20 protein-coding genes and 1 riboswitch are annotated in these 26,286 nt (G+C 55.6%); of the genes, 18 read left to right on the top strand and 2 right to left on the bottom strand.

Annotated features, from left to right (window positions below; translation table 11 throughout):
- Positions 1-119: 119 nt before the first annotated feature.
- Positions 120-1,535 carry a pyruvate kinase gene (gene pyk, locus ACE6ED_RS05170; RefSeq protein ID WP_410826014.1) on the bottom strand — a complete coding sequence of 472 codons (1,416 nt, stop codon included), beginning with the start codon at positions 1,533-1,535 and terminating at the stop codon, positions 120-122.
- Positions 1,536-1,803: 268 nt separating this feature from the next.
- Here pyk and ACE6ED_RS05165 point away from each other — a divergent pair, with 268 nt between their 5' ends.
- From ACE6ED_RS05165 to ACE6ED_RS05090, 16 genes are all read left to right on the top strand, one after another.
- The gene (locus tag ACE6ED_RS05165) at positions 1,804-2,355 is read left to right on the top strand and encodes a (2Fe-2S) ferredoxin domain-containing protein (protein WP_410826012.1); all 552 of its coding nucleotides are present in this window, start codon (positions 1,804-1,806) and stop codon (positions 2,353-2,355) included.
- A 122-nt stretch (positions 2,356-2,477) separates the two neighbouring features.
- Positions 2,478-2,900: a DUF4259 domain-containing protein gene (locus ACE6ED_RS05160; protein WP_410826010.1), complete on the top strand. Its 423-nt coding sequence runs from the start codon at positions 2,478-2,480 to the stop codon at positions 2,898-2,900.
- A gap of 346 nt (positions 2,901-3,246) precedes the next feature.
- A complete protein-coding gene (locus ACE6ED_RS05155; RefSeq protein WP_410826008.1) occupies positions 3,247-4,284 on the top strand; it encodes an NAD(P)/FAD-dependent oxidoreductase in 1,038 nt (345 codons plus the stop codon).
- A gap of 225 nt (positions 4,285-4,509) precedes the next feature.
- On the top strand, positions 4,510-5,454 hold the full coding sequence (locus ACE6ED_RS05150) for a carbohydrate ABC transporter permease (protein WP_410826007.1): 945 nt from the start codon (positions 4,510-4,512) through the stop codon (positions 5,452-5,454).
- Positions 5,455-5,471: 17 nt separating this feature from the next.
- Positions 5,472-6,311: a carbohydrate ABC transporter permease gene (locus tag ACE6ED_RS05145; RefSeq protein WP_410826006.1), complete on the top strand. Its 840-nt coding sequence runs from the start codon at positions 5,472-5,474 to the stop codon at positions 6,309-6,311.
- A 175-nt stretch (positions 6,312-6,486) separates the two neighbouring features.
- Positions 6,487-7,917 carry an ABC transporter substrate-binding protein gene (locus ACE6ED_RS05140; RefSeq protein ID WP_410826004.1) on the top strand — a complete coding sequence of 477 codons (1,431 nt, stop codon included), beginning with the start codon at positions 6,487-6,489 and terminating at the stop codon, positions 7,915-7,917.
- Positions 7,918-8,001: 84 nt separating this feature from the next.
- Positions 8,002-9,939 carry a sensor histidine kinase gene (locus ACE6ED_RS05135; protein WP_410826002.1) on the top strand — a complete coding sequence of 646 codons (1,938 nt, stop codon included), beginning with the start codon at positions 8,002-8,004 and terminating at the stop codon, positions 9,937-9,939.
- Positions 9,932-11,542 (top strand): response regulator transcription factor, encoded by a 1,611-nt coding sequence (locus ACE6ED_RS05130; RefSeq protein WP_410826000.1) that lies wholly within the window; start codon positions 9,932-9,934, stop codon positions 11,540-11,542. The genes ACE6ED_RS05135 and ACE6ED_RS05130 overlap by 8 nt, the downstream gene beginning before the upstream one ends.
- A gap of 29 nt (positions 11,543-11,571) precedes the next feature.
- A complete protein-coding gene (locus ACE6ED_RS05125; RefSeq protein WP_410825998.1) occupies positions 11,572-13,575 on the top strand; it encodes a hypothetical protein in 2,004 nt (667 codons plus the stop codon).
- A 68-nt stretch (positions 13,576-13,643) separates the two neighbouring features.
- Positions 13,644-14,783 carry a glycoside hydrolase family 88 protein gene (locus ACE6ED_RS05120; protein WP_410825996.1) on the top strand — a complete coding sequence of 380 codons (1,140 nt, stop codon included), beginning with the start codon at positions 13,644-13,646 and terminating at the stop codon, positions 14,781-14,783.
- 103 nt (positions 14,784-14,886) lie between these two features.
- Positions 14,887-16,890, top strand: coding sequence for a DUF2264 domain-containing protein (locus ACE6ED_RS05115; protein WP_410826150.1), 2,004 nt, complete (start codon positions 14,887-14,889; stop codon positions 16,888-16,890).
- Between the two features lie 247 nt (positions 16,891-17,137).
- A complete protein-coding gene (locus ACE6ED_RS05110) occupies positions 17,138-17,764 on the top strand; it encodes a hypothetical protein (protein ID WP_410825995.1) in 627 nt (208 codons plus the stop codon).
- A gap of 228 nt (positions 17,765-17,992) precedes the next feature.
- A complete protein-coding gene (locus tag ACE6ED_RS05105; protein WP_410825993.1) occupies positions 17,993-18,814 on the top strand; it encodes a GNAT family N-acetyltransferase in 822 nt (273 codons plus the stop codon).
- Positions 18,815-18,945: 131 nt separating this feature from the next.
- Complete coding sequence (locus tag ACE6ED_RS05100; protein ID WP_410825991.1) at positions 18,946-20,106, top strand: AI-2E family transporter; 1,161 nt, start codon at positions 18,946-18,948, stop codon at positions 20,104-20,106.
- A 39-nt stretch (positions 20,107-20,145) separates the two neighbouring features.
- Positions 20,146-21,633 (top strand): carboxylesterase/lipase family protein, encoded by a 1,488-nt coding sequence (locus ACE6ED_RS05095; RefSeq protein ID WP_410825989.1) that lies wholly within the window; start codon positions 20,146-20,148, stop codon positions 21,631-21,633.
- Positions 21,634-21,658: 25 nt separating this feature from the next.
- A complete protein-coding gene (locus tag ACE6ED_RS05090) occupies positions 21,659-22,066 on the top strand; it encodes a VOC family protein (protein WP_410825987.1) in 408 nt (135 codons plus the stop codon).
- Positions 22,067-22,114: 48 nt separating this feature from the next.
- On the opposite strand, the gene ACE6ED_RS05085 is transcribed toward ACE6ED_RS05090, so the two are convergent.
- Positions 22,115-23,323, bottom strand: a complete 1,209-nt coding sequence (locus tag ACE6ED_RS05085) for a PstS family phosphate ABC transporter substrate-binding protein (protein ID WP_410825985.1) — start codon at positions 23,321-23,323, stop codon at positions 22,115-22,117.
- A 167-nt stretch (positions 23,324-23,490) separates the two neighbouring features.
- Positions 23,491-23,641: riboswitch (FMN riboswitch) on the top strand.
- Positions 23,642-23,767: 126 nt separating this feature from the next.
- Between ACE6ED_RS05085 and ACE6ED_RS05080 the strand changes: the two genes are divergently transcribed.
- Both ACE6ED_RS05080 and ACE6ED_RS05075 read left to right on the top strand, forming a co-directional pair.
- On the top strand, positions 23,768-24,736 hold the full coding sequence (locus ACE6ED_RS05080) for a DMT family transporter (RefSeq protein WP_410825984.1): 969 nt from the start codon (positions 23,768-23,770) through the stop codon (positions 24,734-24,736).
- Positions 24,737-24,899: 163 nt separating this feature from the next.
- A complete protein-coding gene (locus ACE6ED_RS05075) occupies positions 24,900-26,177 on the top strand; it encodes an erythromycin esterase family protein (protein ID WP_410825983.1) in 1,278 nt (425 codons plus the stop codon).
- The last annotated feature ends 109 nt before the right edge of the window (positions 26,178-26,286 follow it).

Here is a 26,286-nt window from a genome sequence, read left to right as displayed (position 1 = left end):
GTCTTAACACTTATAGGGCGGCTCATTCTCACAGCATCCTGTTTTTTTCATCGCCAACCCGGGCTGTCCGTCCTGAGTCAAAATGAAACCGGCCGCGGCTCTATCTTGAGGAGAAAACGTTAGACCTGTGTGATTTTGATCAGGTTGGTCGTGCCCGCCTGCCAAATCGGAATGCCCGCACAGAACACCACGGTATCGCCGGACTTCACGACACCTGTTTTCAGCGCATGGCTGGCCGCCGACGCAAATAATTCATCCGTGCTTTCAGCACGTTCGCCGAGCACAGGAATAACCCCGGACAGCAAACAAATTTTTGAAAGCACCTCTTTGTGCGGCGTCACGGCGATGATGGGAGCGGCCGGCCGGTGCTTGGAGATCATCCGGGCGGTAAAGCCGCTCTCCGTCGCGGCAATAATCGCTTGGGCGCCAAGAACAAGGGAGGAATTTACGGCGCTTTGGCTGACGACCTCGGTGACGCTGTCCCGTTTCCAGCCCATTTTGCGGTTGAATTCGGCCGCATAGTCGATCATTTGCTCCGCTTTGCGCGCCACGGCAGCCATGGTTTCCACGGACTGGACCGGGTATTTGCCTGCAGCGGATTCGCCGGACAGCATGACCACATCGGCACCCTGCAGCACCGCGTTCGCAACGTCGCTGACCTCGGAACGTGTCGGCCGGGGATTGACCTGCATCGACTCCAGCATGTGGGTGGCGACGATGACAGGTTTGCCGGCGCGGTTGCATTTTTCAATCATTTCCCGCTGCAGCATCGGCACGTCCCCGATCGGCACCTCTACGCCTAAATCACCCCGCGCGACCATTATGCCGTCGGACGCTTCGATAATATCGTCGAGGTTATCCATGCCTTCACCGTTTTCGATTTTGGAGTAAATCTGCACATGCCCCGCTCCGTTACTCTCCAAAATGCCGCGGATTTCCCGGATGTCATCGCCCCGCCGGACAAAGGAGGCGGCAATCATCTCGATATTTTCCGAAAGGCCGAAATGAATGTGTTTGATATCCCGCTCGGTCACGCCCGGGAGTGTCGTATGGATGCCTGGGAGGTTAACGCCTTTTCGCGGCTTAAGCGTTCCGCCGCTAATAATCGTACAGCGAATGTCGGGACCGCTGACCTCTTGGACCGTCAAGTCGATCAGTCCGTCGTCGATCAGAATCCGGTGCCCCGGCTTCACCACCGTGTTCATTTCCGGATAGTTGACGGAAATCCGCGAGGCGTCGCCCAAGATCTCCTCCGTTGTGAGCACAAGCTCCTCGCCCGTTTTCAGCTGCACGGATTCTTCCTTCAGCTTGCCAATCCGCACTTCTGGACCCTTTATGTCCAGCATGACCGGAACCTGGGTTCCAAGCTCGGACGCGGCTTGCCTGATTTTCCGGATACGCGCCGAATGCTCTTCGAGTTCTCCATGCGCCATGTTCAGACGGGCAACGGTCATCCCGGCCTGAATCATTTGTTTCAGGATGTCTAGGTGTTCCGAAGCGGGTCCGATCGTACAGATCATTTTTGTTCTAAGCATTCCCCAGTCCTCCTCGATTGTGGTCCTGTCGGTCTTACAAGCGTACACCCTAATAGTATACCCAACCTGCTCTTCCATAAAAAGGAGGGGCTGGCCTGAACGCTCTGAATGTCTGAACGCCAAAACGTTCTGAATGCCGAAAAGCCTCAACGCTCAGCCTGCTTCGCGCCGGATAACAGGAAATCACCTTTCCTTTCAGGTTACGGCTTGCGGTCTGCCTGTCCATCCGGTATAAACTATAGGGAAGAAGAGACAGGAGGGGCTGCAAGTGACAACCTGGAATTTGCAAGGTACCCGGCATCATGTGCTGGTCTGCGGCGGCAGCAGCTGCAATAAACGCGGAGGCGACGCGATCGAAGCGGCTGTTGAATCGGAAATTGAAGCGCTTGGCGCGGAGGCGCTCATTCATGTTACCCGGACAAAATGCAACGGCAGATGCGGCGATGCCTGCGTTGTGATCGCATATCCGGACGGAATCTGGTACCGCGGGCTGACGCCCCAAGGAGGCCGGGAACTGGTAGGCGCGCTGCTGCGCGGGGAACCGCCGCTGGAGCAGGCGTCTTATGTTTTTGGAGAAGACGGGATGCAGCCTGTGCACGGAAAATCAAAAGGCAAAATGAAACGGGGCAAAGTCGGCGAATTTGAGGCCCGTGTTAAAAAAGAGAAACAGCTAAATAAGGAAGCGGACAAGAAGGAGAAGAAAGAGAAGAGGGAAAAGAGAGGCAAGAAAGAGAAGTCAGCAGCAAAAAAAGAGGGCAAAAAAGAGAAGAAGCAGGGGGAAAAAAGAAGTGAGGACAAGGAAGTAAGGATAAGGAAGTAAGGATAAGGAACAAAGGACAAGGAACTAAGAATAAGGAACTAAGGATCAGGAACTAAGGGTCTATGCGGCCGGGTTCCAATTTATGTTAGGATAAAATAAACAGACAGGAAGGCGGGATAACGATGGGATCATGGGGAGTAACCTCGCTGGAAAGCGATGAAGGATTGGATGTTCTACATGCCTTAACTGAATATGTGAAGGACCGCAAGACCGTTCAGGTAAGGGAGCTTTTAACACACTTCAGAGAGCTGGGATTTCTTTCGGAGGATCCTGAGGAGGAAGATTTTCTATACGATAATACAGCCATTGCGCTTGCCGAAATTGTGTGCGCGTATATTCAATCCGGCAAGACGCAATATGAAGGATTGGAAGGGCTGACGGAGATTGTCTGGGATTCGGAAGACCTGTCTGATCTCAGGCAATTGGTACAGCAGATACGTGACAATAAAGGCGGAGAACGTGAGCTTTATGAACTGCGAGGCGACAGCCCTGATTGGATTGCACATCTGGAACAAATCATCCGTGTGCTGTCGGAACGGCTTTAACTTGCCGAATTCACTGCTTAGTGCGTCCTTATTATATTCTATGTTAAATGCATTGCATTGCGATGAAAGAACCTTGTTGTCGAGGTTCTTTTTTTCTTGTGATGCGGAAAGGGCATTGCCAAACGGAAGGTTTTTCTATAGAATCATTAATTGAGAATGATTATTAATATCACATAAAGGTGAGCACAGCTTCCCTATACAGTCACCAGTACAATCACCAGAAACGCACTTTACGGCTTCAGTCATCTCACAAACTGCTGTTATAGTCAGTCATCGACGGATACGACCGGCACCTCATTAGCCGGCTTGCGGTTACATACAAATCTAGAAGCGGAGGCGAACACACATGGAAACGCTTGAGCTGTACGACATTACGATTATCGGCGGAGGACCGGCGGGAATGTACGCCGCTTTTTACAGCGGCATGCGCGATATGAAAACCAAGGTCATTGAAGCCAAGGAGGAGCTTGGCGGCAAGATGCTGCTGTACCCCGAAAAAATGATCTGGGATGTGGGCGGCGTCGGGCCAATTCCGTGCCGGAAGCTGATCGACCAGCTGAAGGAGCAGGCGGCGACCTTTGATCCGACCTTTGTCTTCGGGCAGCACATTACCGGCTGTGAACGGCTGGCGGATGGAACCTACCTGCTGATCTCCTCGGAAGGCCACCGTCATTGGACACGGACGATCCTTGTGGCGGCGGGATACGGGATTCTGAAGATGGCCAAGCTGGAGATCGAAGGGGCAGACCGGTATGAGGTTACGAATTTGCACTATACCGTGCAGGAGCTGGAGCCGTTCCGGAATAAACGGGTTCTTATCTCGGGGGGAGGCAATTCCGCGGTGGATTGGGCGAACGAGCTGGCGCCCTTGACGGCTGAACTGACCGTGGTCCACCGGCGTGACAAGTTTGGCGGGCATGAAAAAAATGTGGCCCGGATGCACGAATGCGCGACACGGGTGCTTACGCCATACGCTGTAAATGCTCTGCACAGTGCAAACGGATGCGATATCCATAAGGTTACGCTGACCCATATGGAAGCGGGCGGCACAATGGAGATTGAAGTTGATGCCGTGATCGTGAATCACGGACTGACCAGCGATTTTGGCCCGCTACGCAAATGGGGGCTGGATTTTGGCGAATGGAATCTGAATGTAAGCGAGCGGCTGGCCACGAACCTGCCGGGCATCTTCTCCGCTGGAGATTCCGCGAACTACGGCAGCAAAATCCGGCTGATCGCCGGAGCGTTCACCGACGCGGCGCTTGCGGTTAACAGCGCAAAGCTGTACCTCGACCCGGAAGCGCCGGCTGCGGCGTACGTGTCGTCCCACAACGACCGGTTTAAAGAAAAAAACCGGCAGCTGGGCGTAGCAGAGTCCGTGTAGAGTTACGGCTTCCATGTAGAATTACGGTAAAGTTAAATAAATAAACGCAAGCCGCACAGTCAGCCGTTACCCGGCCCTGTGCGGCTGTTTTATGTGCGCCGGTTTGGGCAACATGTCAAATTAAGCGTCAAGATGATCAAAATACCGTCAAAGGGCTGGCGGTGTTTTTTTTATAATGAGAACAGCTGCAAACGATTACATTGAAACCAAAACGAGGTGTTACTTATGGCGCAATCTGTTCAACCGGTGACGGCCCGGCAGGCCAAGCCCGAAGGAGGCCGGCGGTACGGCACGCTCCAGCGCGGCGAGACGATGTGGGGGCTGCTGTTTGTCAGTCCGATGCTGATCGGCGTGTCGATTCTTGTTCTGCTGCCGATTATCGCAACGCTAGTCCTCGGCTTCGCGGACTGGAATTTCGTCCAGGGCTGGGACGGCATCCGCTGGGTAGGGCTGGATAATTTCCGCAACCTGCTGCAGGACGAAATGTTTCTCCGTTCGGTGCGCAACAACCTGATTTTTTTGCTGACGGTACCGGTGTATATGTTGATCTCGATGGTATTAGCAATCGTCATTGACCGTCACGTCTACGCCAAGGGGTACTTCAAGGTCGCTTACTTCATGCCTTATATCTCCAGTGTCGTCGCGGTGGCGGTGGTATGGCAGGTGCTGTTTCAGCCTTCCTACGGTCCGATTAATGAAGTGCTGCGTACCATCGGTATCGGCAACCCGCCGAAATGGATCGCCGATCCGAATTTCGCATTGATTTCCATCATGATGATCTCTGTCTGGATTTCGATTGGATTCAACCTGATCATTTACATTGCCGGCCTGCAGTCGATTCCGAAGGACCTGTATGAAGCGGCCGAAATTGACGGCGCCAACGGTTGGACCCAATTTGCACGGATTACGTTTCCGCTGCTGTCGCCAACCTCCTTTTTTCTCCTGGTAACAGGGATTATCTCTACCTTCAAAGTATTCGATATAATCGCTGTCATGACGCAAGGCGGGCCGATCGGTTCCACTACTATGATGGTTTGGTATCTGTATGACACGGCATTCGTCAATCTGAAGGTGGGTTATGCGTCGTCCATCGCTTCCGTGCTGTTTGGTTTTGTCATGCTGATTACGTTCGGCCAATGGATCGCGCAGAAAAAATGGGTCAACTACTAGGGAAAGGAGAGATCCCCATGCCTGCAAAAACCGCCATCGACTGGCGCAAAGCCGTCATAACGGCGATTATGTTCGCCATCAGTATCCTGTTTCTGCTGCCTTTTGTCTGGATGCTGGTCACTTCGTTTAAAGTGGAAAGCGACGTGTTTGTTTATCCGATCCAGTGGATTCCGCGCACCTGGAACGCGATTGAGAACTACAAGGACGTCTGGTTTGGCGAATACCCGTTTTACATTTATTATTGGAACTCCATCAAGGTCAGCGTCATCACAACGCTTACATCCTGCACGGTGTCGGCATTGGCCGCGTACGGGTTTTCAAAAATTCATTTTAAGGGCAGCTCGGCTTTGTTCCTGATCGTACTGATCACCTATATGATCCCGGGACAGGCGATCCTGATTCCGCAGTTCATTTTGTACCGCAACATCGGGCTGTTCGACAGCCATCTCGGCCTCATCGTGCTCGGCAGCTTCAGCGTATTGGGAACGTTTATGCTGCGGCAGTTCTTTATGGGCATTCATCAGGAGTTTATCGAGTCAGCCAAAATTGACGGCGCCAGCCATCCGCGGATTTTTTGGTCGGTGGCGCTTCCGCTGGTCAAACCGGCGGTGGCGACTTACGCCATCCTGCGTTTTATCTGGACCTGGAACGATTATCAGAACCCGCTGATTTTCCTGCGGAGCGACCGGTTGTTTACGATCCAACTCGGCATGCAGAAGTTTACCTCCATGAGCGGCGAGTTTTATTCGCTGATTATGGCGGCCGCGGTTTCGGCCATTTTTCCGCTGCTCGTCGTGTTTATCATCGGCCAAAAGAACGTAATCGAAGGCATCGCGCTTGGCGGAGTAAAAGGATAATTCAATCAATAAAGTAAAAATAATTAAAAAGAAGTAAATATAGTATTATAATTTAACTGTAAGCGCTTTATATAATGAGGATGTCTCCGGCGGCGGGCCGTTTCAAGCGTACCTGCCTGTCCGGGATCCATTACAATAAGTAACAGCTGTGCAAACGATAAGGGAGGGTTACACAATGGCGAAAAAGAAATGGTGGAGCGGCGTGCTGGCCGGCACGATGCTTGTCGCGCTGCTGGCGGGCTGCGGCGGCAACGGCAATGGCAACGGAAGCGGCAATGCGGCTGCCGGGAACAGCGGATCAAACGCAGGGGGCAAAACCGAAAGCGCGGCGGCCGGGGACAGCGGCAGCGGAGACAAGGTTAATCTGCGCCTATACACCTACGGTACCGAAGAAGCATACAACTGGAAAGCCACGCTGAAGGCTTACGAGGATTCGCATCCCGGCGTCACAATCGAGCTGGTGCAGCTGAGCGAAAAAGGCGATACCCAGGAAGCGTTTAAGAAACTTGACCTCGAGGCGGCTTCCGACGCCCAGATGGACATCCTGATGTTCAGCGATCCTGCCGGTTATGCGCAGCGTGTGGCGCTGGGCATGGCGGAGCCGCTGGATGAATTTATCACTAAAGAAGGTTTTGACGTCAAAAGCGAATACAAGGTCGACACCTCCCTGAACGGCAAAGTGTATGCGCTGCCGGGCAAGTTCAACTCCTGGTATGTCCTGCTGAACAAAAACCATCTGGATGAAGCGGGTCTGCCGGTGCCAACCGACTGGACCTGGGACGATTTTGCCGACTATGCAAAAAAACTGACCCAAGGCGAAGGCGCAAACAAACGGTATGGAACGTATTTCCACGGACCCAATGCGGGCGGCTGGATGGAGTTCCTGAAGCTGAAAATGATGAATCAGCCGCAGGATACGGACTATTTAAAAGCCGACGGTTCGTCCAACCTGGATAACCTGAACTTTAAGTCAACGCTTGAGCTTAGAGTGCGGATGGAGAAGGAAGACCAGTCCTCTGTTCCTTATACCGATATGATTTCGCAAAAGCTGGCGTACCGCACGCAGTTCTTTAATGAATCGGCAAGCATGCTGGTGATCGGCAGCTGGATGAACACCGAGCTGGGCGGAACCGACAAAGTGCCGCTGAACTTTAATGTCGCTGTTGCTCCCTTCCCGAAAAACAACCCGGCTGACGAGATTGGTCTGACGCCGGTGACAACAGACTATGTATCGGTGGCGGCAAAGTCGAAGCATAAGCAGGAAGCGTATGATTTTGTCCGGTGGTATACGACGGAAGGCCAGCTGGTGCAGGGCAAAAACATTCCGGCCTGGAGCAAGGTTGAATCGTCGCAGGTGGAGAGCATCATCGACAAAATTTTATCCGCCACTAAAAATCCTGAAAAGGTGGACAAAAAATCGCTGGTTGACACGCTGATGGTGTCCAAAGCGTCCGCGATTGTCCCGCCGTCCTCCTATCAGGCGGAAGTGTACAAAGCGATCAACGAGGAATACGAAAAGCTGATTCTCGGCAATCAGGACATTGACACCACCATCAAAAACTCGCAGGAACGTGTGAACAAGATTATCGAAACCAATAAAAAATAGTCTGCTATAATAACCCGTGTGGGGGCGACAACCTCGCCCCTTTTGCTTATCCATTCTATGCATAACGGGAGGCGCTGGCAGAACGTGATCCGCCCATTTACAGCCTGGAGTCCGGCATCCATCCGGCATAAATTGACATTGGCCGCTATCGCCTGCATTTTGGTGCCGGCAGTGTTCACTCTGATCCTCTACAATTTCATGACCCAGGAGGCGGTCAAACGGCAGGCAATTACAAATGCGGAAAGCTCGCTGCACCTGGTAGGCGAATCCGTCACGAATCTGCTGACCGGCATGCTGGATGTAACCAACTACATTCAAGTGAACTCCGGACTCGGCACCTATTTGAAGCTGGTCGCTTCCGGCAAGGAAAGCGCCGACCCGTATACGGCTTTTACGGAGAAAAACCGGGTGCTGGAGCAGCTGGACAGCTTAACTTATCTCGGGAGCAAAAAATACGTGACCGTCATTTTAACAAACGATGAGTATTATATGAACTATTCGGTAAGCGATTTCAATCCGCTCGAATACAAACGCGAATCCTGGTTTGGCCGGCTGGAGCGGTTCACCGGCATGCAGTCGCTTTGGGCAGGACCGCAGCCGACCGTGTTTCAATATGACAAATTTGATCACCCTTATCAGATTTCAGTCGCCAGAACACTCCGGCTGGAAAGCTCCAAAATCTACGGGTATGCCGTTGTCACCATTATGGAAAGCCAGATCCGCGGCGTATTCGGCAGTTTGTCCGAGGAAAACGGCATTATGCTGCTGGATGCTGAAGGACGGATTGTTTCGGCCCGCGATCCCGAGATCATCGGAACAGTGTTTCCGCAGCGGTCCCTGATCGAAGGGATGAAGGAAACCTCGGTGGTTGGCATCGGCGGTGAACGGTATTTGGTTGCCCAGCAGCGGATGGCGTTTAATGGCTGGCGGCTTGTGCTAATGGAGCCGTATAAAGAAGCGACGGTTAATATCAGCTCGATTTTCAGCCGTGTCTTTGTCTTTCAGCTTATCTCGTTTGCCGTTTTCCTGATTTTACTGCTGGTGCTTGTGCGGCGCTTTACCCGGCCGCTGGTGCGGCTCGGCAAGGTTACCTCCGCCGTGCAGCGGGGCAACCTGGAGGTCCGCTCAGGCGTGCGGGGCAACGACGAGATTGGCCGGCTGGGTCTGCTGTTTGACCAGATGCTTGACCGGGTAGGGGAGATGATCCGGGAGGTCTCCGACAACCAGACGCGCAAACGCAAGGCCGAGCTGAAGATGCTGCAGGCCCAAATTAATCCGCATTTTTTGTTTAATGTGCTGAACTCCATCCGGATGAAGGTGATGAAGCGGGGCGATCCCGACAGCGCCAAAATGATCGGCTCCTTGTCCATGCTGCTGCGGATGACGATCAGCAGGGAAGAGGATGCGATCACGCTGCACGAGGAAATCGATTTGCTGCGCCATTACGTCTCCTTAATGAATCTGCGGCAAAAAGAGGAGGTTACGCTGCTGACGCGCGTCGATCCGGAGGCGTTTCTGGTGCGTGTGCCGCGCTTCATCCTTCAGCCGCTGGTTGAGAACGCGCTGATTCACGGGCTCGGCCAACTGGCCGGGACGATTACGGTTGGCGCCGGGTTCCAGGGCAGCCAGCTGATTTTGACGGTCGAGGACAGCGGCAGAGGGATGGAGGAAGCCGAACGGCTGCGGATTCTCGGCAGGATTCAGGGCGGTGCAGCCGGAGCGGGAGAGCCGGACGGCAGGGCTATGGGCCATGATGAAGGGCCGGAAAACCTGTCCGGCGGGAGCCGGGAGCGTGCAGTGGATCAAGGAGAATCATCCGCCGGGAATCAGGCACGCGCTGCAGCTCAAGTGGAAGTGTCCGGCCGGAGCGGCGGCTTCTCCGGCATCGGCCTGGTGAATGTCGCGGAACGCATGCAGATGCTGTACGGCGGCGGTTTCCGCATCGATGTAATCAGCGAGCCGGGTAAAGGGACGGCGATCCGCATGGAAATCCCGGTGGAAAGAGGGGACGCAGATGTATAAAGTGATGCTGGTGGACGACGACTATCCCGTCATTGAACTGCTGTCGGAGACCATCGAGTGGGAACGGCTTGGCCTGTGTCTCATCGGAAGCCATGAGAACGGGCAAACCGCCTGGGAGCATGCGAGCCGGGAAATGCCCGATATTCTCATTACCGATATCGGGATGCCAAAGATGAATGGACTGGAGTTGTCCGCACGGATCAAAGAGCGTAAACCCGGTGTGCGGATTGCTATTTTGTCCTGCCACAATGAATTTCAATATGCGCAGCAGGCGATGCGGCTGAATGTCCAGGACTACCTCCTGAAAGACGCACTGGACCCGGCGGATCTGGCGGTGCTGCTGCGGAAGTTCAAGGAGGCGCTGGACCAGGAGGCGCAGGCCGGCTGGGAACGGTCCCGCATGCGGCATCTGCAGCAGGAGACACAGGAAATCCGCAAGGAACGCCTGGTCAAAAACCTGATTCATCATCCGCTCGTGTCGCCTGAGGACTGGCGGAGGGAAGCGTCCGAATTCGGATTGTTCCGGGACGGACTGCATTGTCTGCCTGTTGCCGGATTTATCGACGATTACCGGGCGGTGCAGTACCGTTTTTTCTCCGGTCAAACGCTGCAGTTCGCCTTAGGCAACGTCCTGAACGAGGTGCTGCCGGGCCTGTTTGCGGAAGCGCTTCATTTCGGGTACGGCGAGCGGTCTTCTCTGGTGCTGTTCGGGTATAAGCCGGGACTCAAGCGCAATATTTACGACGAGGCGGAACACGCGCTGCGGCAGGTGCAGGAGACGCTGCGCAGTGTGCTGAAGATCCGGATGTCTTTTGCAATGGGCGAGCCGTCGGGAGGGCCTGAAGCGCTGAAGATCAGCCTGAAACGGCTGCTGGAGGATGAAGAACGGAGATTTTATTTGGAGCCGGGGACGATCTCCAGAAAACGGGTGGAGACGGATTTTTCGCCAGGAAGCAGGGGGTTATTTGCTTATTACGATGAAGCCAGCACGGAGCTGCGTGAGATTCTGATCGGCAAACGTCCGGAGGATGCGAAGGACTGCGCGGACCGCTGGGTGGGCCGGATTCGGCGGGAGCGGTATCCTCTTGAAACGGTCAAAGACTGGACACTGAAGCTGCTGCTGGATCTCAAGCTAAAGCTGCATGCGGTGGAATCGGTCCGGCCGGCCTATTCGGCGGATTCGCTGCATAAAGAGATTGTGGAGATCGACTCGCTGGCGGAGCTGCGTGACTGGCTGGCGGAACATCTGGAGCGGATCTCCGGTGTAAGACAGGCGGGGGGCGGCGCGGGAACGCGGGCAGAGGTGCTGGAAGCGTGCAAATACGTCTCGCTCCGGCTGAACTCCCGGATTAGTCTGGACGAGGTTGCGGCCCATCTTCATTTGAACGCAAGTTATTTTAGCAGGCTGTTCAAGAAGGAGACCGGGGTGACCTTTATCGAATATGTTACCCGGAAGAAAATGGAACGCGCAAAGGAGCTGCTGGACCAGACGGGACTGACTGTAGGCGAAATCTGCGAACAGCTTGGTTACGACAACCAGAGCTACTTTATCAAGACGTTCAAACATCACGCCGGGATGACGCCGGCGGAGTACCGGGGATAAGTCCGGACAAATCGGAGGGGAAAGCGGAAATGGAGCAGGCAATCATACGCAGACTGGTGGAGGAAATGCGGCCCGCGGACCGGTCGCTGTATTATCCGGAAGGCGATCAAAAGGGCTTTTGGGCCCGTGTCCAGGCTTCGGGCGGCTGGAAGGCGGAACTGGAGGACATCCGCCGGGAGGGCGGCCGGCTGCTGGAGCAGGCGATTCCCGAACTGACGTATTCCCTGTTCGTGCTGTATGCCAAGCAGGGCACGAGGCTGGAGTATGAACGGGTTTATTTTGAGCGCAGACGGCGGCTGAATACGTTTGCGGTACTGTCGATGCTGGAACCGGAGCAGGAAGAATGGAAGCAGGGGCTGTTTGATGTGCTGTGGGCGGTTTGCGGCGAATATACGTGGTGTCTGCCAGCCCATCTGCCGGATGGGGGCCGGCCGGAGACGATTGACCTGTTTGCTGCGGAAACCGGATTTACACTAAACGAAATTGCCCTGCTGCTGGAAAATATGCTTCCCGGCATGCTGAAGGACCGGATCGCCCGGGAGGTAGAGCAGCGGATCATCCGGCCATTCCTTGAAGCGGGCCCCTGGCATTGGGAGACGGTGGAGACGAACTGGTCGGCTGTCTGCGCGGGTTCGGTCGGTGCCGCAGCGCTGCTGCAGCCCTCTATTTCACCGGAGGACCTGGCGGCCGTGCTAACACGGGCCGAGCGCAGTATGGAATTTTATTTCCGCGGCTTCGGGGATGACGGCGTATGTCTTGAAGGTCCGGGGTATTGGAATTACGGATTCGGGTATTTCGTTTATTACGCCGATCTGCTGCGCAGCCGGACAGAAGGACGGATTGACCATTTTAATGAGGAAAAGGTGCGCAACATCGCTTTGTTTCAACAGCGCTGTTTCCTGAGCCAAGACCGGCCTGCAAACTTTTCGGACGCCGTGCGGCAGGTCCGCATTCACCCCGGATTGTCCCATTATTTGTCACGCTGCTATCCGGAGGTTCAGCTGCCGCCGGCGGGCTTTAACGCCATGTTTTCGCATGATCCGTGCAGCCGGTGGGCACATGCCTTCCGGGACTTGATCTGGCGTGAACCGGAGAAGGAACGGGCCGGAGACTGGCAAAGCGCCGCTTACTTGATGCGGGGCGCGCAGTGGCTCGTTGCAAGATGGCCGGAAGGCGGCGTAATGCGCGCGTTTGCCGCTAAAGGCGGCACAAATGGCGAACCGCACAATCATAACGATGTGGGACATTTTATTTTGGTGCGGGGCGGGGAGGCGTTCCTGACGGATCTTGGCAGCGGCGAATATACGTCCAGCTATTTCGGGGAAAAGCGTTATACCTTCGACTGCAATGGAGCCCAAGGACATTCGCTGCCGATTATAGACGGTATGCTGCAGGCTGAAGGGGCGGAGTCGGCTGCGGTCCTGCTTGCGGCGGAGGTGGACACGGCAGTAAATCCGCACATGTCAGAAGTAGATACGGCAGTGAATCCGCGCATGGCGGATGTAGATCAGGCAGTGAATCCGCATATGGTAGAGGTGGACTCGGCAGCAGATCCACGTGTGGAAGGGGAAGACCTGGAAGCTTCATATGAAGATACAGAGGCGGCCGGAGCGCCGGATGCGGTGATTGCGGGCAGCGGGAGATCCGCGCGAATGAGTCTGGAGCTGGCGGCAGCTTACCGGGTTCCTTCGCTTCGTTCGTTGGTGCGGACGTTTGATTGGAATGCGGTAACGGAGGCGGGGCCGGAGCTGCGTGTAACGGATAGGTTCCGTTTTGACTCGCCCCCAAGGGAACTGGTGGAGCGGTTCGTGACGCAGATTCTTCCGCTGGCGGAAGAAGCGGGCGGAATCCGCCTTGAAGGCGCGGGCGGCACACTCCGGATCGGATATGACGCTGCGCGGCTTGAGCCGCGGGTCAACGAGCGTTTTTACCGAAATCACGCGGGTGTGGATGAGAAGTGGTATACACTTGATTTTGCGGTGAAAAAACCTGAATCGGAGAGTTCGTTTACGTTCGAATTCAGTTTTGATTAAAGTTCAGGCTGCAAAGTCCTTTACATGGATTGCACTGCCACAATACAGGACAGCCGGGAGGAAAAATAATGACGGACATTGCGCAGCGGCCTGATTGGGTCGAGGAGGCATGGGAAAACGCGCTGCAGAAGACAAAACGGAATACGGCGCGGATCGGCGCGAATTTCCCCCATGCGAGTATAGACGGAAAGTATGTGCTGGAAGAGCCGTTTTGGTGGACGGCGGGATTTTGGCCAGGCATGCTGTGGCTTTTGTACAATGATTGCGGCGATGCGGAGCTGCGGGAGATCGCAGAGCGGTGCGAAAGCCGGCTGGATGCAGTGATTGATGGCTATGTGCGGCTGGACCATGACTTGGGCTTTATGTGGACGCTGACCAGTGTGGCAAACCATACGCTGCATGGCGGCGAACGTTCAAAAGTACGCGCCCTGAAGGCCGCCAGTTTCCTGGCCTCCAGGTTCAATATCAAAGGCGGATACATCCGGGCGTGGAATCCCTGGACTCCCGGGGAGGACAATTCCGGTGTGGCTATTATCGACTGTGCAATGAATGTGCCGCTCCTGTTCTGGGCAAGCCGGGTAACCGGCGATCCGCGTTTCGGCCATATTGCGGAAGCTCACATGGACACCGTCCTTAACCGTTTCGTCCGGCCTGACGGGTCTGTGTATCATATTTTGCGGTTTGATGCCGCCACCGGCGAGTTCATCGAGGGCCAAGGCGGCCAGGGCTATGCGCCCGAATCGGCGTGGTCGCGCGGAACGGCTTGGGCGATTTACGGGCTGACGCTTGCCTATCACCACACCGGGCGTACCGATTATCTACAGGCGGCCAAGCGGGTGGCCCAGTTCTTTTTAACCCGGCTGCCGGACGATCTTGTGCCGCACTGGGATTTCCGGGCGCCGCTTGCAGAAAGGCAGCTCCGGGATTCGTCGGCGGGGGCCTGCGCCGCAAGCGGGCTGCTGCTGCTGGCAGACAAATGCGGCGAACTGGAAGGCGACGTTTACCGCGAGCCGGCGGTCCGGATGCTGGAATCGCTGTACCGCAATTACGGAGCCTGGGAGGATCCGAATGAGGAAGGACTGATCCTCCACGGCACCAGCAATTATCCGAACCGGACCAACCTGGATGTGCCGCTGATTTACGGTGATTATTATTTTGTGGAGGGATTGGCGCGGCTGCGCGGCGAAGGCCCGTTTTTCTGGGAGTAGGGAGCTGGAAAGCTGGAGGGACTGGCGCGGCTGCACGGCACAGGCCCTTTTTTCTGGGAGTAGGAGAGCAGGGAAGCAGGAGGGAGTATAGGGGATGAACGAAATGACGGTTGCCGGTCAGCTTGCCGAAAATCCGCTGAAGACCCGGGCCGATTTGGGGCAGACGCTGGACTTGCTTATGAAGCCGCTTGCAAACCGGTATAGTCCGGGCCGGGCACGTCTTGAACTGGGAGCGTCCGGCGCAAGCTATTCGTCTTTGCTGGCGGGAATGGAAGGGTTCTCGCGGGTGCTGTGGGGGTTGGTTCCTCTGCTTGCGGGCGGGGGAGAAGCGGACTGCTGGGACACCATGCTGGAAGGGATCCGCCATGGAACAGATCCTGCTCATGAGGAGTATTGGGGGACCGCAGCGGATTACGATCAGCGGCTGGTGGAAATGGCCGTGTTCGGCTGGGCGCTGGCGGTGATTCCCGAACGGATCTGGGAGCCGCTGACGGAGCGGGAACGCTCGAATTTTTATGCCTGGCTGAATCAGATCAACAGCCGTCCCTGCTACGACTGCAACTGGCTGTTTTTCCATGTCCTTGTAAATGCGGGATTCCGCCTGGCCGGGCTGCCTTACGATGCAGAGCAGACGGAACGGAATTTGCAGCGGATTGAATCGTTTTACCTGGATGAAGGCTGGTACAGCGACGGACCCGGCGGGCACAGCGATTATTACGTGCCTTTTGCCATTCATTACTATGGGCTGATATATGCCAGATTGTCGGAGAGGGACGATCCGGAACGGGCCCGGCGGTTTAAGGAACGGGCAGACCGGTTCGCCCAGCAATTTGTGTATTGGTTCGAGCCTTCGGGAGCGGCCCTTCCTTACGGCCGGAGCCTTTCTTATCGTTTTGCGCAGTCTGCCTTCTGGAGCGCACTTGCTTATGCGGGTTCGGAGGTGCTGTCGCCCGGCGAAATCAAAGGACTTCTGCTCCGGAATCTCCGCTGGTGGTTCCGGCAGCCGATTGTTGACGCAAGCGGGGTGCTGACCGTTGGTTATACGTACCCCAATCTGGTTATGGCCGAAAATTACAACTCGCCGGGTTCGCCGTATTGGTCGTTTAAGACGTTTTTGCCGCTGGCGCTGCCGGAGGACCATCCGTTTTGGCAGGCGGAGGAGCTGCCGCTGCCGGAAGGCGGGCCTTGGTCGGTGCAGAAACCGGCGCATCTAGTGATCAGCCGGAGCCGCACCTACGGACATGTTGCTGCCTTTAACAGCGGGCACCCTGCAAGCAATGAACATACCCACACTTCCGCGAAGTACGAAAAGTTCGTCTACTCCACCGCGTTCGGGTTCAGCGTGCCGCGGGCCGAATGGGGGCTGGCGCAGGGCGCTTTTGATTCGATGCTGGCGCTCAGCGAACGGGACAATCTGTTCCGGGTCCGCAGACGGAATACAAAGACGGAAATCCACGGAAACGTGGTGTATGCAAAATGGCTGCCTTGGCACGACGTTGAAGCCGACACCTGGATCGTCGCCGGCCTGCCCTGGCATCTTCGGGTTCATCGCATTGCCTCGGCCCGCCCCCTGGATGCTGCTGAAGGCGGCTTCGCTCTGGGTTTGGAGCCGGACACCGGAACACATACCGCTTCGGCACATGCACAGGCTGCTGCTGCGTATCATCCGCTGAAGGGTGTTTCGGCGGTTACCGGACTCCTCGGCTACCGTGCGGCCGAGCTGGTCTATCCGAATTCCAACACCAATGTGCTGAATTCGAGAACAGTTCTTCCGACGCTGCGGGCCGAGCTGGAGCCGGGAGTCCATTGGCTTGTCTCGCTGGTGTATGGAGAACCCGCTTCGGCAATGGCGGTTTCGGCGAATCAGAAAAATCAGGGGCATCAAGCGGATCGGGCAGATCGGGCAGATCAGGCAGATCGGGCAGATCAGGCAGACCAGGCAGACCAGGCAGATCAGGCGGAGCCGCTGGGGCTGGAACAGGTCATGGCGCCTGAAGCGGGGGCGGAGGCTTTGGAGCGGCTGCAGGTTGTGTTTAACGGGAAAACCATTGTTGTTCAGACAATTGAAGGCAAAGAGCTAAGGATTGACATGACGGAACGAGCGTAAGCCAAGCTTAATGCTAGGCTCAAAATTTGAGGAGACAGTCAGCAGACTCTGCGTGGTTGTGAAAGAAAGCCTTGCGGGAAAACGAAAAGAGCGCGGGAGGGAAGTTCTTGTATTTTCAAAAAGGCAGGAGTTCGGCCCGGCTCGTAAAATAGGCTGGAGGTTATCTTGTAGAGTAATTTTGCCGCATGGTAGAATACCCGAGAAATGTAATCCCTTAACTTCATTCACAATCCTTCAGGAGGAAATTATGAAGAACGTACGCACTACACGCAACCTGCTGTCCGCGATCCTGGCAGCCTCAGTGGCCCTGACTGTTCCCGCGGGGGTCATGAATGCGGCCAAGCCCGCAGCCCAGGCTAAAAATCAAGCAGCCAAAACCCAATACGTCACCTCCCCTTCCAGCAGCTCGGTGCTGAAGCTGAAAAAGGGCTTCAAAAATGATGTCGTCCTTAAAGAGATGAAGCCGATTATGGTGCAGGTAATGAGAATTTGCGGAGGATATTATACCGCCACAGACGAAACGGCATCCGAACGGAATGCCGCGCAGTTTAACGCTTTTATCGATAAAGCGATTCCGGACCTCACGGGCTTTGACATTGAGGGCAGCAAGCGCGAATATGTGATGCGGCGGGCGGGAGCTCTGGACGAAACGAGTAAAAAAGATCTGGTGAAGCTGGGGAAAGAGCTTCAGCTCATCAATGCCGACACCAAAATCAACCAGAAGATCACCCACTTTAAAGACGACGATACGGTCGTTATCAACTACGTGTATCATACGAAGGTAGCCGGCCGCCCGCATCAGGTTGGTTTGAATTTTCAGTTCAAGCCGCTGAATAAGACGCATTATGCATTGGAGCTTGTTACGACGCACTAAGTAGGGTCTTCTTGTTTTTCGAAAGGGAGTAGAAGCCTACGCTTAGGAATTTTGAGAGCATTGATGATAAAATCAATGTTCTTTTTTTATGGTTCAAAGTGAAAACATCAAGGCTGGGAAAAAACGGGTTTCCATTCCCCCCGCCCTGATTTAAGATAGGTTTAATGTGCTGGCAGTCTCTGGGAATGAGGCGCGACTGGCCAGTGAAAATGGAGGTGAACGGGTAGGATGGTCCACTTTGATCCGTCCGACGGAACGCTGCTGCAGGAAACGTTTATTCGCGACGAGGTTCGGTATAATCTGCTGCATCTCATTCTTTCGGGGGAGGATTCGCTGCGGATCCGGTCCGATGACGGGCAGCTGATTTTTGGAAAAACCCCCGGACAATACAACGCGTGGTTGTGGGTGTCCGGGGATGCCGGAGAAGAGCGGCGGAGGGCGCTGATCGACGAGCTGGCCGAACAAGTGTCAGGGCTGGAGATTCCGGGCGTAACCGGCGATATCGGCATCGCGGAGGAATTCGCCAAGCGGTACGGAGAACCCCGGAATCTGGCTGCGCAGCCGTTTGTGAAGTTAATCTCTTATGCCTGTACGGAGCTTAAACGTCCGCAAGGTGTTGCCGGGCAGCCGGTGCCGGTTGGTATGGAAGATAGGGAGCGGGTGGCGCGGTATCTCGCCGATTTTGACTTCGATGCTTTCGGCTGGCACAATCCGCCAGAGCTGCATCTGGGAGCAGCGGAAAGTTATATCCGCCAGGGCGATTTGCTGTTTTGGAAGGTCGATGGCGAACCGGTATCCATGGCCAGAATCGTGCACCGGAGCGACCGGTATGCCCGGATCGCTTATGTTTATACGCCTACCGAGTACCGGGGCCGGGGATACGCCGGTGCACTGACCGCGGAGCTGAGTGAAATCGTGCTGCGAGAAGGCCGGATTCCCATGCTGTATGCGGATGCGGCCAATCCCGTATCCAACCGGCTGTACCGGAATCTCGGGTACAAGGAGAGCGGTTCCGTAACTGATCTGGCTTTTGTTCATCGTCCAGTTTAAATTGGGGTGTAGAGTGCAGGGTATAGATTCGCCGTATGAATTTGACTTTGGCCGCCCGCCTTCACTATGCTAGAAGGAAACCTGCCAGTCAGGGAAGAATGGGTGCAGTCAAGGGGGACGGTAAGAAACACATGGAGAAGCTTCAAATTTGGCCTGAACGGTTCAGAAAATTTTTTCTGAACAATAAATTCGTTGTTTTTTTGCTGGTGCTGCTGCTGATCGGACTGAATGTGCTGGTGTTTGCCAAACTTCCATTTATCTTTAGGCCGCTGTCCATCCTGTTTCACACGGTTGCGCTGCCGCTCCTTCTGTCCGGGGTAGCTTATTATTTGCTCAACCCGCTGGTCGACCGGATGGAAAAACGCAGTTATATGAAGCGGACTTATGCCATCGTCATTTTGTTTTTGCTGATCGCTGGCATCATTACGCTGATTCTGCTGATCGCAATCCCGATGCTGCGAACCCAGCTGCAGGGACTGATCGGCAACTTTCCGCGTTACAGCGCGCAGATTCAGGAGCAGGTGCAGGGCTGGCTTGGGAGCAGTGTATTCGAGCAGATTCAGGAAACGGTTGGTTCCGATCTGACGGAGATTACGGGACGTGTGACGGCATGGGCAAGCGATCTGCTCAATAATGCCGTAAGCGGTGTCGGGAATTTTGTGGGCGCTTTGACCGAGGTGGTGCTGGCGCTTGTGACAACGCCGTTTATTCTGTTTTATCTGCTGCGGGACGGCAAACGTCTGCCGGATTATATCATCCGGTTCATTCCGGACGGAATGAAGCCGCAGACCCGGCTGGTTATGTCGGAGATGAATGGCAAAATTGCTTCCTATATCAGAGGGCAAATCATCGTAAGCTGCTGTATCGGGGTACTGCTCTATATCGGTTATATTATTATCGGTCTGGAATATTCGCTTGTCCTCGCCATTGTAGCGGCCTGTACGGCTGTGGTGCCTTATCTGGGACCGGCGATCGCCATCACCCCGGCACTGATTGTCGCTGCGGTCACGTCCCCGTTTATGCTGCTCAAAATGGTTGCCGTCTGGACGGCGGTTCAGCTGATCGAAGGCAAATTTATTTCGCCGCAAATTATGGGCAAATCGCTTAAAATTCACCCGATCACGATCATTTTTGTGATTTTGTTTGCGGGAAAAATGTTCGGCGTGGTCGGCATTATTTTGGCGGTGCCGGGATATGCTGTGCTGAAAGTGGTGTTCACCCACCTGTTCCAGTGGTTTCAGTTCCGGTCGGGATTATACAGCGTCCGTGAAGAACAAAAGGATTCCCGCTAAAAAACGTTCCTGCCGGGAAGAAAAGGAGTACGAAGAACTATGGATAACCTGGTGATACAAACGGCAAACGGCCTTCTCCGCGGCATGGAGGAAAAAGGAGTTCATGTCTGGAAGGGAGTTCCTTACGCGCAGCCGCCTGTAGGCCCGCGCAGATTCCGGGCTCCCGGGCCGCCCGCTGACTGGAGCGGCATCCGCGATGCCTTCAGCTTCGGCCCAATTTCGCTGCAGACGGGGGTGTCGACGAGCGGACGGTTTGGCGGGGAGGGACCGGAGGAAAGCGAAGACTGCCTTTACCTGAATGTCTGGTCGCCAGCCGGGGAGCCCCGGGACGGACAGGATGCGGCCAAAGGGCGTCCGGTCATGGTCTGGATCCATGGGGGTGTCTTTGAACGGGGAGCCGGAAGCGAAGCAATGTATGACGGAGCGAACTTGGCCGCTTTCGGAGACGTTGTGGTGGTTACACTCAATTACCGGCTGGGTCCGTTCGGATTCCTGCATTTGGCCCCGCTTGGAGGCGGGTTGACCTCGAATCAGGGCCTGCTCGATCAAGTGGCGGCGCTGCAGTGGGTGCGCCGCAATATTGCCGCATTTGGCGGGGACCCTGAGCGCGTAACGGTGTTCGGCGAGTCTGCGGGCGGAATGAGCATCGCTGCACTGCTGGCGATGCCGGCGGCACGGGGGCTGTTCGCCCGGGCGATTCTGCAGAGCGGTGCGTCGCAGGCGCTCAGCGCGGAGCAGTCCAGCGCGATTGCGGGCGCTCTGCTCGGCGAGCTCGGCATTGCCCCCGGCGATACGGTGGCGCTGGAGACGCTGCCGGCTTCGGAGATTATAGAGGCCGCCCAGCGGATGAATGTCCGGCTGTCCGGCGGCTCGCTGAGCATGTTTTTTCAGCCGGTCGTTGAGCCGGGGACTCTTCCGGTTGAACCGGAAACGGCGGTGGCCCAAGGGGTTGCGGCAGGGATACCGCTGCTGATCGGAACAAACCATGACGAAGGCAATTTGTTTTTCCGTGAAGGATCGGCAGTTCCGCAGTTTGAGCAGTCGCTTGCGGCGCTGCGGATGCTGACAGGTCTGCAAAATGTCGGCGAGCTCGCTTCCGGGTACGATAAGTCCTGGGAGGGGCAGGCCGAAATTATGACCGATCTGTTCTTTTGGCGCAGTGCGGTCGCTTTGGCCGAAAGCCAGGTTCCGCACGGTCCGGTATGGATGTACCGCTTCGACTGGAATATGCCGGGCCATCCGCTGCTGTATAAGGCGGTGCATGGGGCGGAGATTGTGTTCGCTTTCGGCAACCTGGCTGAACTGCAGCGGCTCGGGGTGACACCGGATGCCGCGGCGCAGCGGTTGTCGTCGCAAATGATGGCGGCTTGGACGGCTTTTGCGCGCAGCGGGGAACCCCGGGCGGATGAGCTGGACTGGCCGAATTATGATACGGAAAGCCGGATCACGATGCTGTTCGACCGGGATACGCATCCGGTATCCGACCCGGATCCCGAGAAACGGCGGAAGCTGTTTCAGTACAGCTAATGCGCAGAGAGGAAACGGCGGGGCTATGAAGGTAACGGGTTTTAATCACTTAACGCTCCGGATCGGCGATCTGGAACGGTCGATTGATTTTTACACCGGCGTATTGGGACTGAAGCTGGTGCACCGGGGCAGGACAGACGCTTATCTGGAATGGGGGACGGCTTGGATCTGCCTGCTCCAGGCGGACCGGGTGACTGCCGCTCAAACAGCGGACGGGACGGAGCCTAAGACCGGGTTCGATCACATCGCGTTCTCCATTGATGAAGCGGAGTTTGAAGGTGCCGCTGACGCGCTGAGAGAAGCGGGGATCACGATCGTCCGGGGACCGGTCAAGCGCGGGCAGGGGTGGTCGGTCAATTTTCTCGATCCCGACGGCATTCAATTGGAGCTGCACACGTCAAATCTGGCTGAACGGATGCGTGTGTGGAGCTAGCGGGACAATACGCCAAGCGAAGCAGGCAAATGTGTACCGCAAACGGGGTTACCTCAATGAGGTAAACCCCGTTTTTTCTACCAGCTGCTGCCCTTCATCCGACTGCATCCACTGAATAAACGCTTCAATATGGGGGTTGCCGCTGCCGGCGGTAACAGCGTAAAACTCGGCCGCAAACGGGTATTCGCCGCTGCGGATGCTTGCCTTGTCGGGATGAATGCCGTCAATATCAAGCAGTTTGATTTCACCGCTGCGGTTCATCTCGGAGGCGTAAAACAGGAAAGAGTAGCCGATGGCGTTTTTGTAATTTTTGTAGTTGGCGGTGCGTGAAATAATGCCGGACATGGCATCGGCGATATCCTCCGTGGGCGGTTTCATCAGCTCCGTCCCCTTCATAACTTTCTGAAGCATGGTCTGGCTGCCGCTGCCCTCGGGCCGCTGGAAAGCGCGGATCGTCTCGTCTTTGCCGCCGACTTCCTCCCAATTGGTCACCGCGCCGGAGTAAATGTCTTTAATTTGGCTGGAAGTGAGGCTGCTGACCGGGTTCCGCTTGTTCACAAAAAATACGAAGGCTTCCCGTCCGATCGGTGTCAGCTTTAGCTCAAGCCCCTTGCTTTTGAACTGATTGATCTGCTGTTCTGAAGGACCGGCAGCAAAAATGATATCCGCTTTGCCATACAGCAGATTGTTGTAAGCATCCGGCGTAGTGGTGCAGATAACCGGGCTCTCCGCCATCTCAAAATCGTAAGGATTATACGTTCCTTCCGGATAGACGGCCTGCACAAACGCGGAATAAAGCGGGTACAGCGCGGTGGCGCCGTCAAGCTTGGGCAGATGATCGCGGATCCGGTAGGAGGCGGGAGCGTCAAGACGCACAGCCAGGGTATTTTCTGCAAAAGGGGCGTATCCTCCTAAATCGATCTCGGGTTCGTCCACTTCCGCAAAGCTGTTATGGTAAGCCTGCCGGATCTCATACCCGGCCGTTGTCAGCGCGCACAACACCAGAAATCCGAGCAACAGACGGTTGCGGATGCGGCGCTGGGGCAGACCGATAATGCTCATCGCCGTATACAAGGCAAGGCCAATGAATAAGGCGGCAATCAGCGGCGTATAAAACAACAGCCCGCCGAGTAAGGAGCTAAAGATAACCGCAATATAGCCGATGAATAGAATGCCCGCGACAGCCGGCAAGGTCCATAAAATCCGGAAACCGATATTTTCTTTCATCCTTTCCTCCAATATCTTCAGTTTGTTCAACTATGCTCCACCCATTATAACAAGCGTTCAGCACCAAAAAACAACAAAACTGGAACCGGCAGCGGTTACCTGGACGGAATGGAAGGGCTTACCCGGATTTCTTTGCCAAAGTACTGGACGCGGGGAGCAAAAAGGAGTATTCTGTCCTTGTGAAAAATATAACGATACAAGATTCTCGGGGCAGGGTGAAATTCCCTACCGGCGGTGAAGCTCCCTCATGGAGTCAAGCCCGCGACTCCGGCCGAAGCAGAGGTACGGCTGGACTGATCTGGTGCAAATCCAGAGCCGACGGTATAGTCCGGATGAGAGAGAATCCATTCATACAGGCGCCGCGCCGTGCGGACGCTTCTATTGTGGATGCCCCCGACAGCTGGTTTACCAGCAGGTTCGGGGGTTTTTGGTCTCTTTTCAAGAGGGTTTTTGTAGGATAAGGAGCCACTGACAATGAGCAATGTTACTGTATCTTCCTCGATTCCGTCACCGTCCGCCCGGCGGGGCGGGTTCTGGTTTGTCGTTTTGGGGGCGGCGCTATGGGGCGTCGACCCGCTGTTCCGCATTCTGCTGCTTGATCACCTGACGTCGTCCCAGATCGTTTTGCTGGAGCATGCCGTTTTGTTTCTGGCGGCGGCTCCGGTGCTCTGGAAACGGCGTGCGGAGTTAAAAAAACTGCGGCTTCGCCACGTTGGCGCCCTGATTGCCATCTCGTGGGGCGGGTCGGCTCTGGCGACGATTCTGTTCACCAAAGGTCTGCAGTACGGCGATCTGAACGCAGTGCTGCTGCTGCAGAAGCTGCAGCCGCTGTTCGCCGTTGGCCTTGCCGCCCTGCTGCTGAAGGAACGGCTGCCGCGCCGGTTCGGTCTGTTGTTCCTGGTTGCTCTCGCGGGGACGTATCTGCTGACCTTCGGCTGGGCGGTGCCGTTTGGCCATGCGGGCGCTTTTATTTCCGCCGGCAGCTTGATGGCGATGGGTGCCGCCGCGCTGTGGGGCGCATCCACGGTGATGGGACGTTACCTGCTCGGCACGATGCAGTACGAGACCGTTACCTCGCTGCGTTTTGTCCTGGCGCTGCCCCTGCTGTTCGTGATTACGGCGTCGGAAGGCGCGCCGTGGCAATTTGGCGACAGCGCAGGGGATAGCGCGCTGATTGGACTGAACCTTTTGCTGCAGGCGCTGCTGCCCGGGCTGCTGAGTATGCTGGTTTATTACAAGGGACTCAGCACCACCAAAGCATCGGTGGCGACGCTGGCCGAACTTAGTTTTCCAATGACGGGTGTCGTGATCAACTGGCTGGTGTTTCAGGAAGTAGTGACTGTAGCCCAGCTTGCGGGTTTTGCGCTAATCTGGTTTGCGCTGTTCCGCATTTCAACCGGGCAGAGCAAAACGCTGCCAGAGGAGTCAAATATAGCGGCCTGAAGCCGCTTGTAAAAATGCAAGTGAACCGCCTGGACTGGGTAAATTGCCGGTCCGGGCTTTTTGTTATGCCTGCAGGAGGTAAATAGTCAATAGAAGTATGGGAAAGTGCTGAATTGCGCACGCTTTGGTACAGACCACCGTACAGGTGTAAGGAGGAATAGGGATGGACGAACAAAAAATATTGGAGGAAATCCGCAGGCTGTCCAGGCCTTTTGCGCAGGAACCAGCCGGGATGCTGCTGGCAGCCAAAACGGAACAAGCAAAAGTTGTGCTGTTGGGAGAAGCCTCGCATGGAACATCCGAGTTCTACACTGTCCGTGCGGAGCTCACCAAAAGGCTGATTCAGGAAGGAAACATCCGTTTTATCGCCGTGGAAGGCGACTGGCCGGCCTGCTATACTCTGAACCAATATGTGATGGGCCAGTCTGACGCTGGTGCAGCGGAAGAGGCGCTGCGTTCTTTTCGCCGATGGCCGACATGGATGTGGGCTAACCGGGAAATCGAAGCGATGGCGGAGTGGCTGCGGGAGTATAATGCGGACAAAGCGGAGCGTGAAAAAGTCGGATTTTACGGGATTGATCTGTACAGCCTCTGGGAGTCGATGGATGAAATTATCGGTTACCTTGAGGAACGAGGCGGGGCGGATCTTGAGGCGGCTAAGGCGGCGTTCGAGTGTTTTGAACCCTATAACCGGGATGAGCAGACGTACGGGATTGCGGCTTCTTTTCTTGGCGAGGGCTGTGTGGCGGAAACGGATGAGCTGCTGCAGCGGCTGACCGAACGCAGACGGAACGCATCCGATGAGGAAAAAGAAGGCACGCTGAACGCGGAGATGAACGCCGAAGCATTGGCCGGAGCGGAAGCCTACTACCGCACGATGGTGCGGCATGATACGGAGTCATGGAATGTGCGCGACCGCCATATGGTAAAAGCCCTGCAAAAGCTGCTTGACCACTACGGACCGGCTGCAAGAGCGGTCGTCTGGGAGCATAACACGCATATTGGCGACGCCCGGGCGACCGATATGGCTTTGGAAGGGATGGTCAACGTCGGGCAGCTTCTTAGGGAACAGTACGGCAGCCAAGTGTATGCGGTGGGATTCGGAACCTATGAGGGTACTGTTATCGCAGGCTCCGCATGGGGCGCTCCTGCCGAAGTGATGCCTGTGCCGCCTGCAATAAAAGGCAGCTGGGAGGAACTGGTTCACCGTACAGGCGCGGAGGACAAACTGATCCTATTCGAGAATTGGGGGCCCGCGCTCAGCGGAAGTTTGGGCCACCGGGCCATCGGGGTGGTGTACCATCCGGGGCGGGAACGCGGCAATTATGTGCCTACGGTGCTTCCTGAACGGTATGACGCTTTTATCTATCTGGACCGGACTCATGCTTTGACGCCCCTTGGTGTGCGTCCATCGGTTTACGATGAAGGCGGCCAGTGGTAGGTAGGGAAGCGTTAGGGTGATCCTGTGGCAGAAGGGAAGTGGTATTAGAAAAGGGAAGTTAAAAGCCGGACGCGAAGGCGTCCGGCTTTTGCATATTTTAGCTGCGAAA

This window comes from Paenibacillus nanchangensis (assembly GCF_046543445.1).
GTDB classification, from domain to species: domain Bacteria; phylum Bacillota; class Bacilli; order Paenibacillales; family Paenibacillaceae; genus Paenibacillus_AQ; species Paenibacillus_AQ nanchangensis.
Note: the sequence above shows the minus strand (reverse complement) of the source record. Positions and strands in the feature narration are given on the sequence as shown.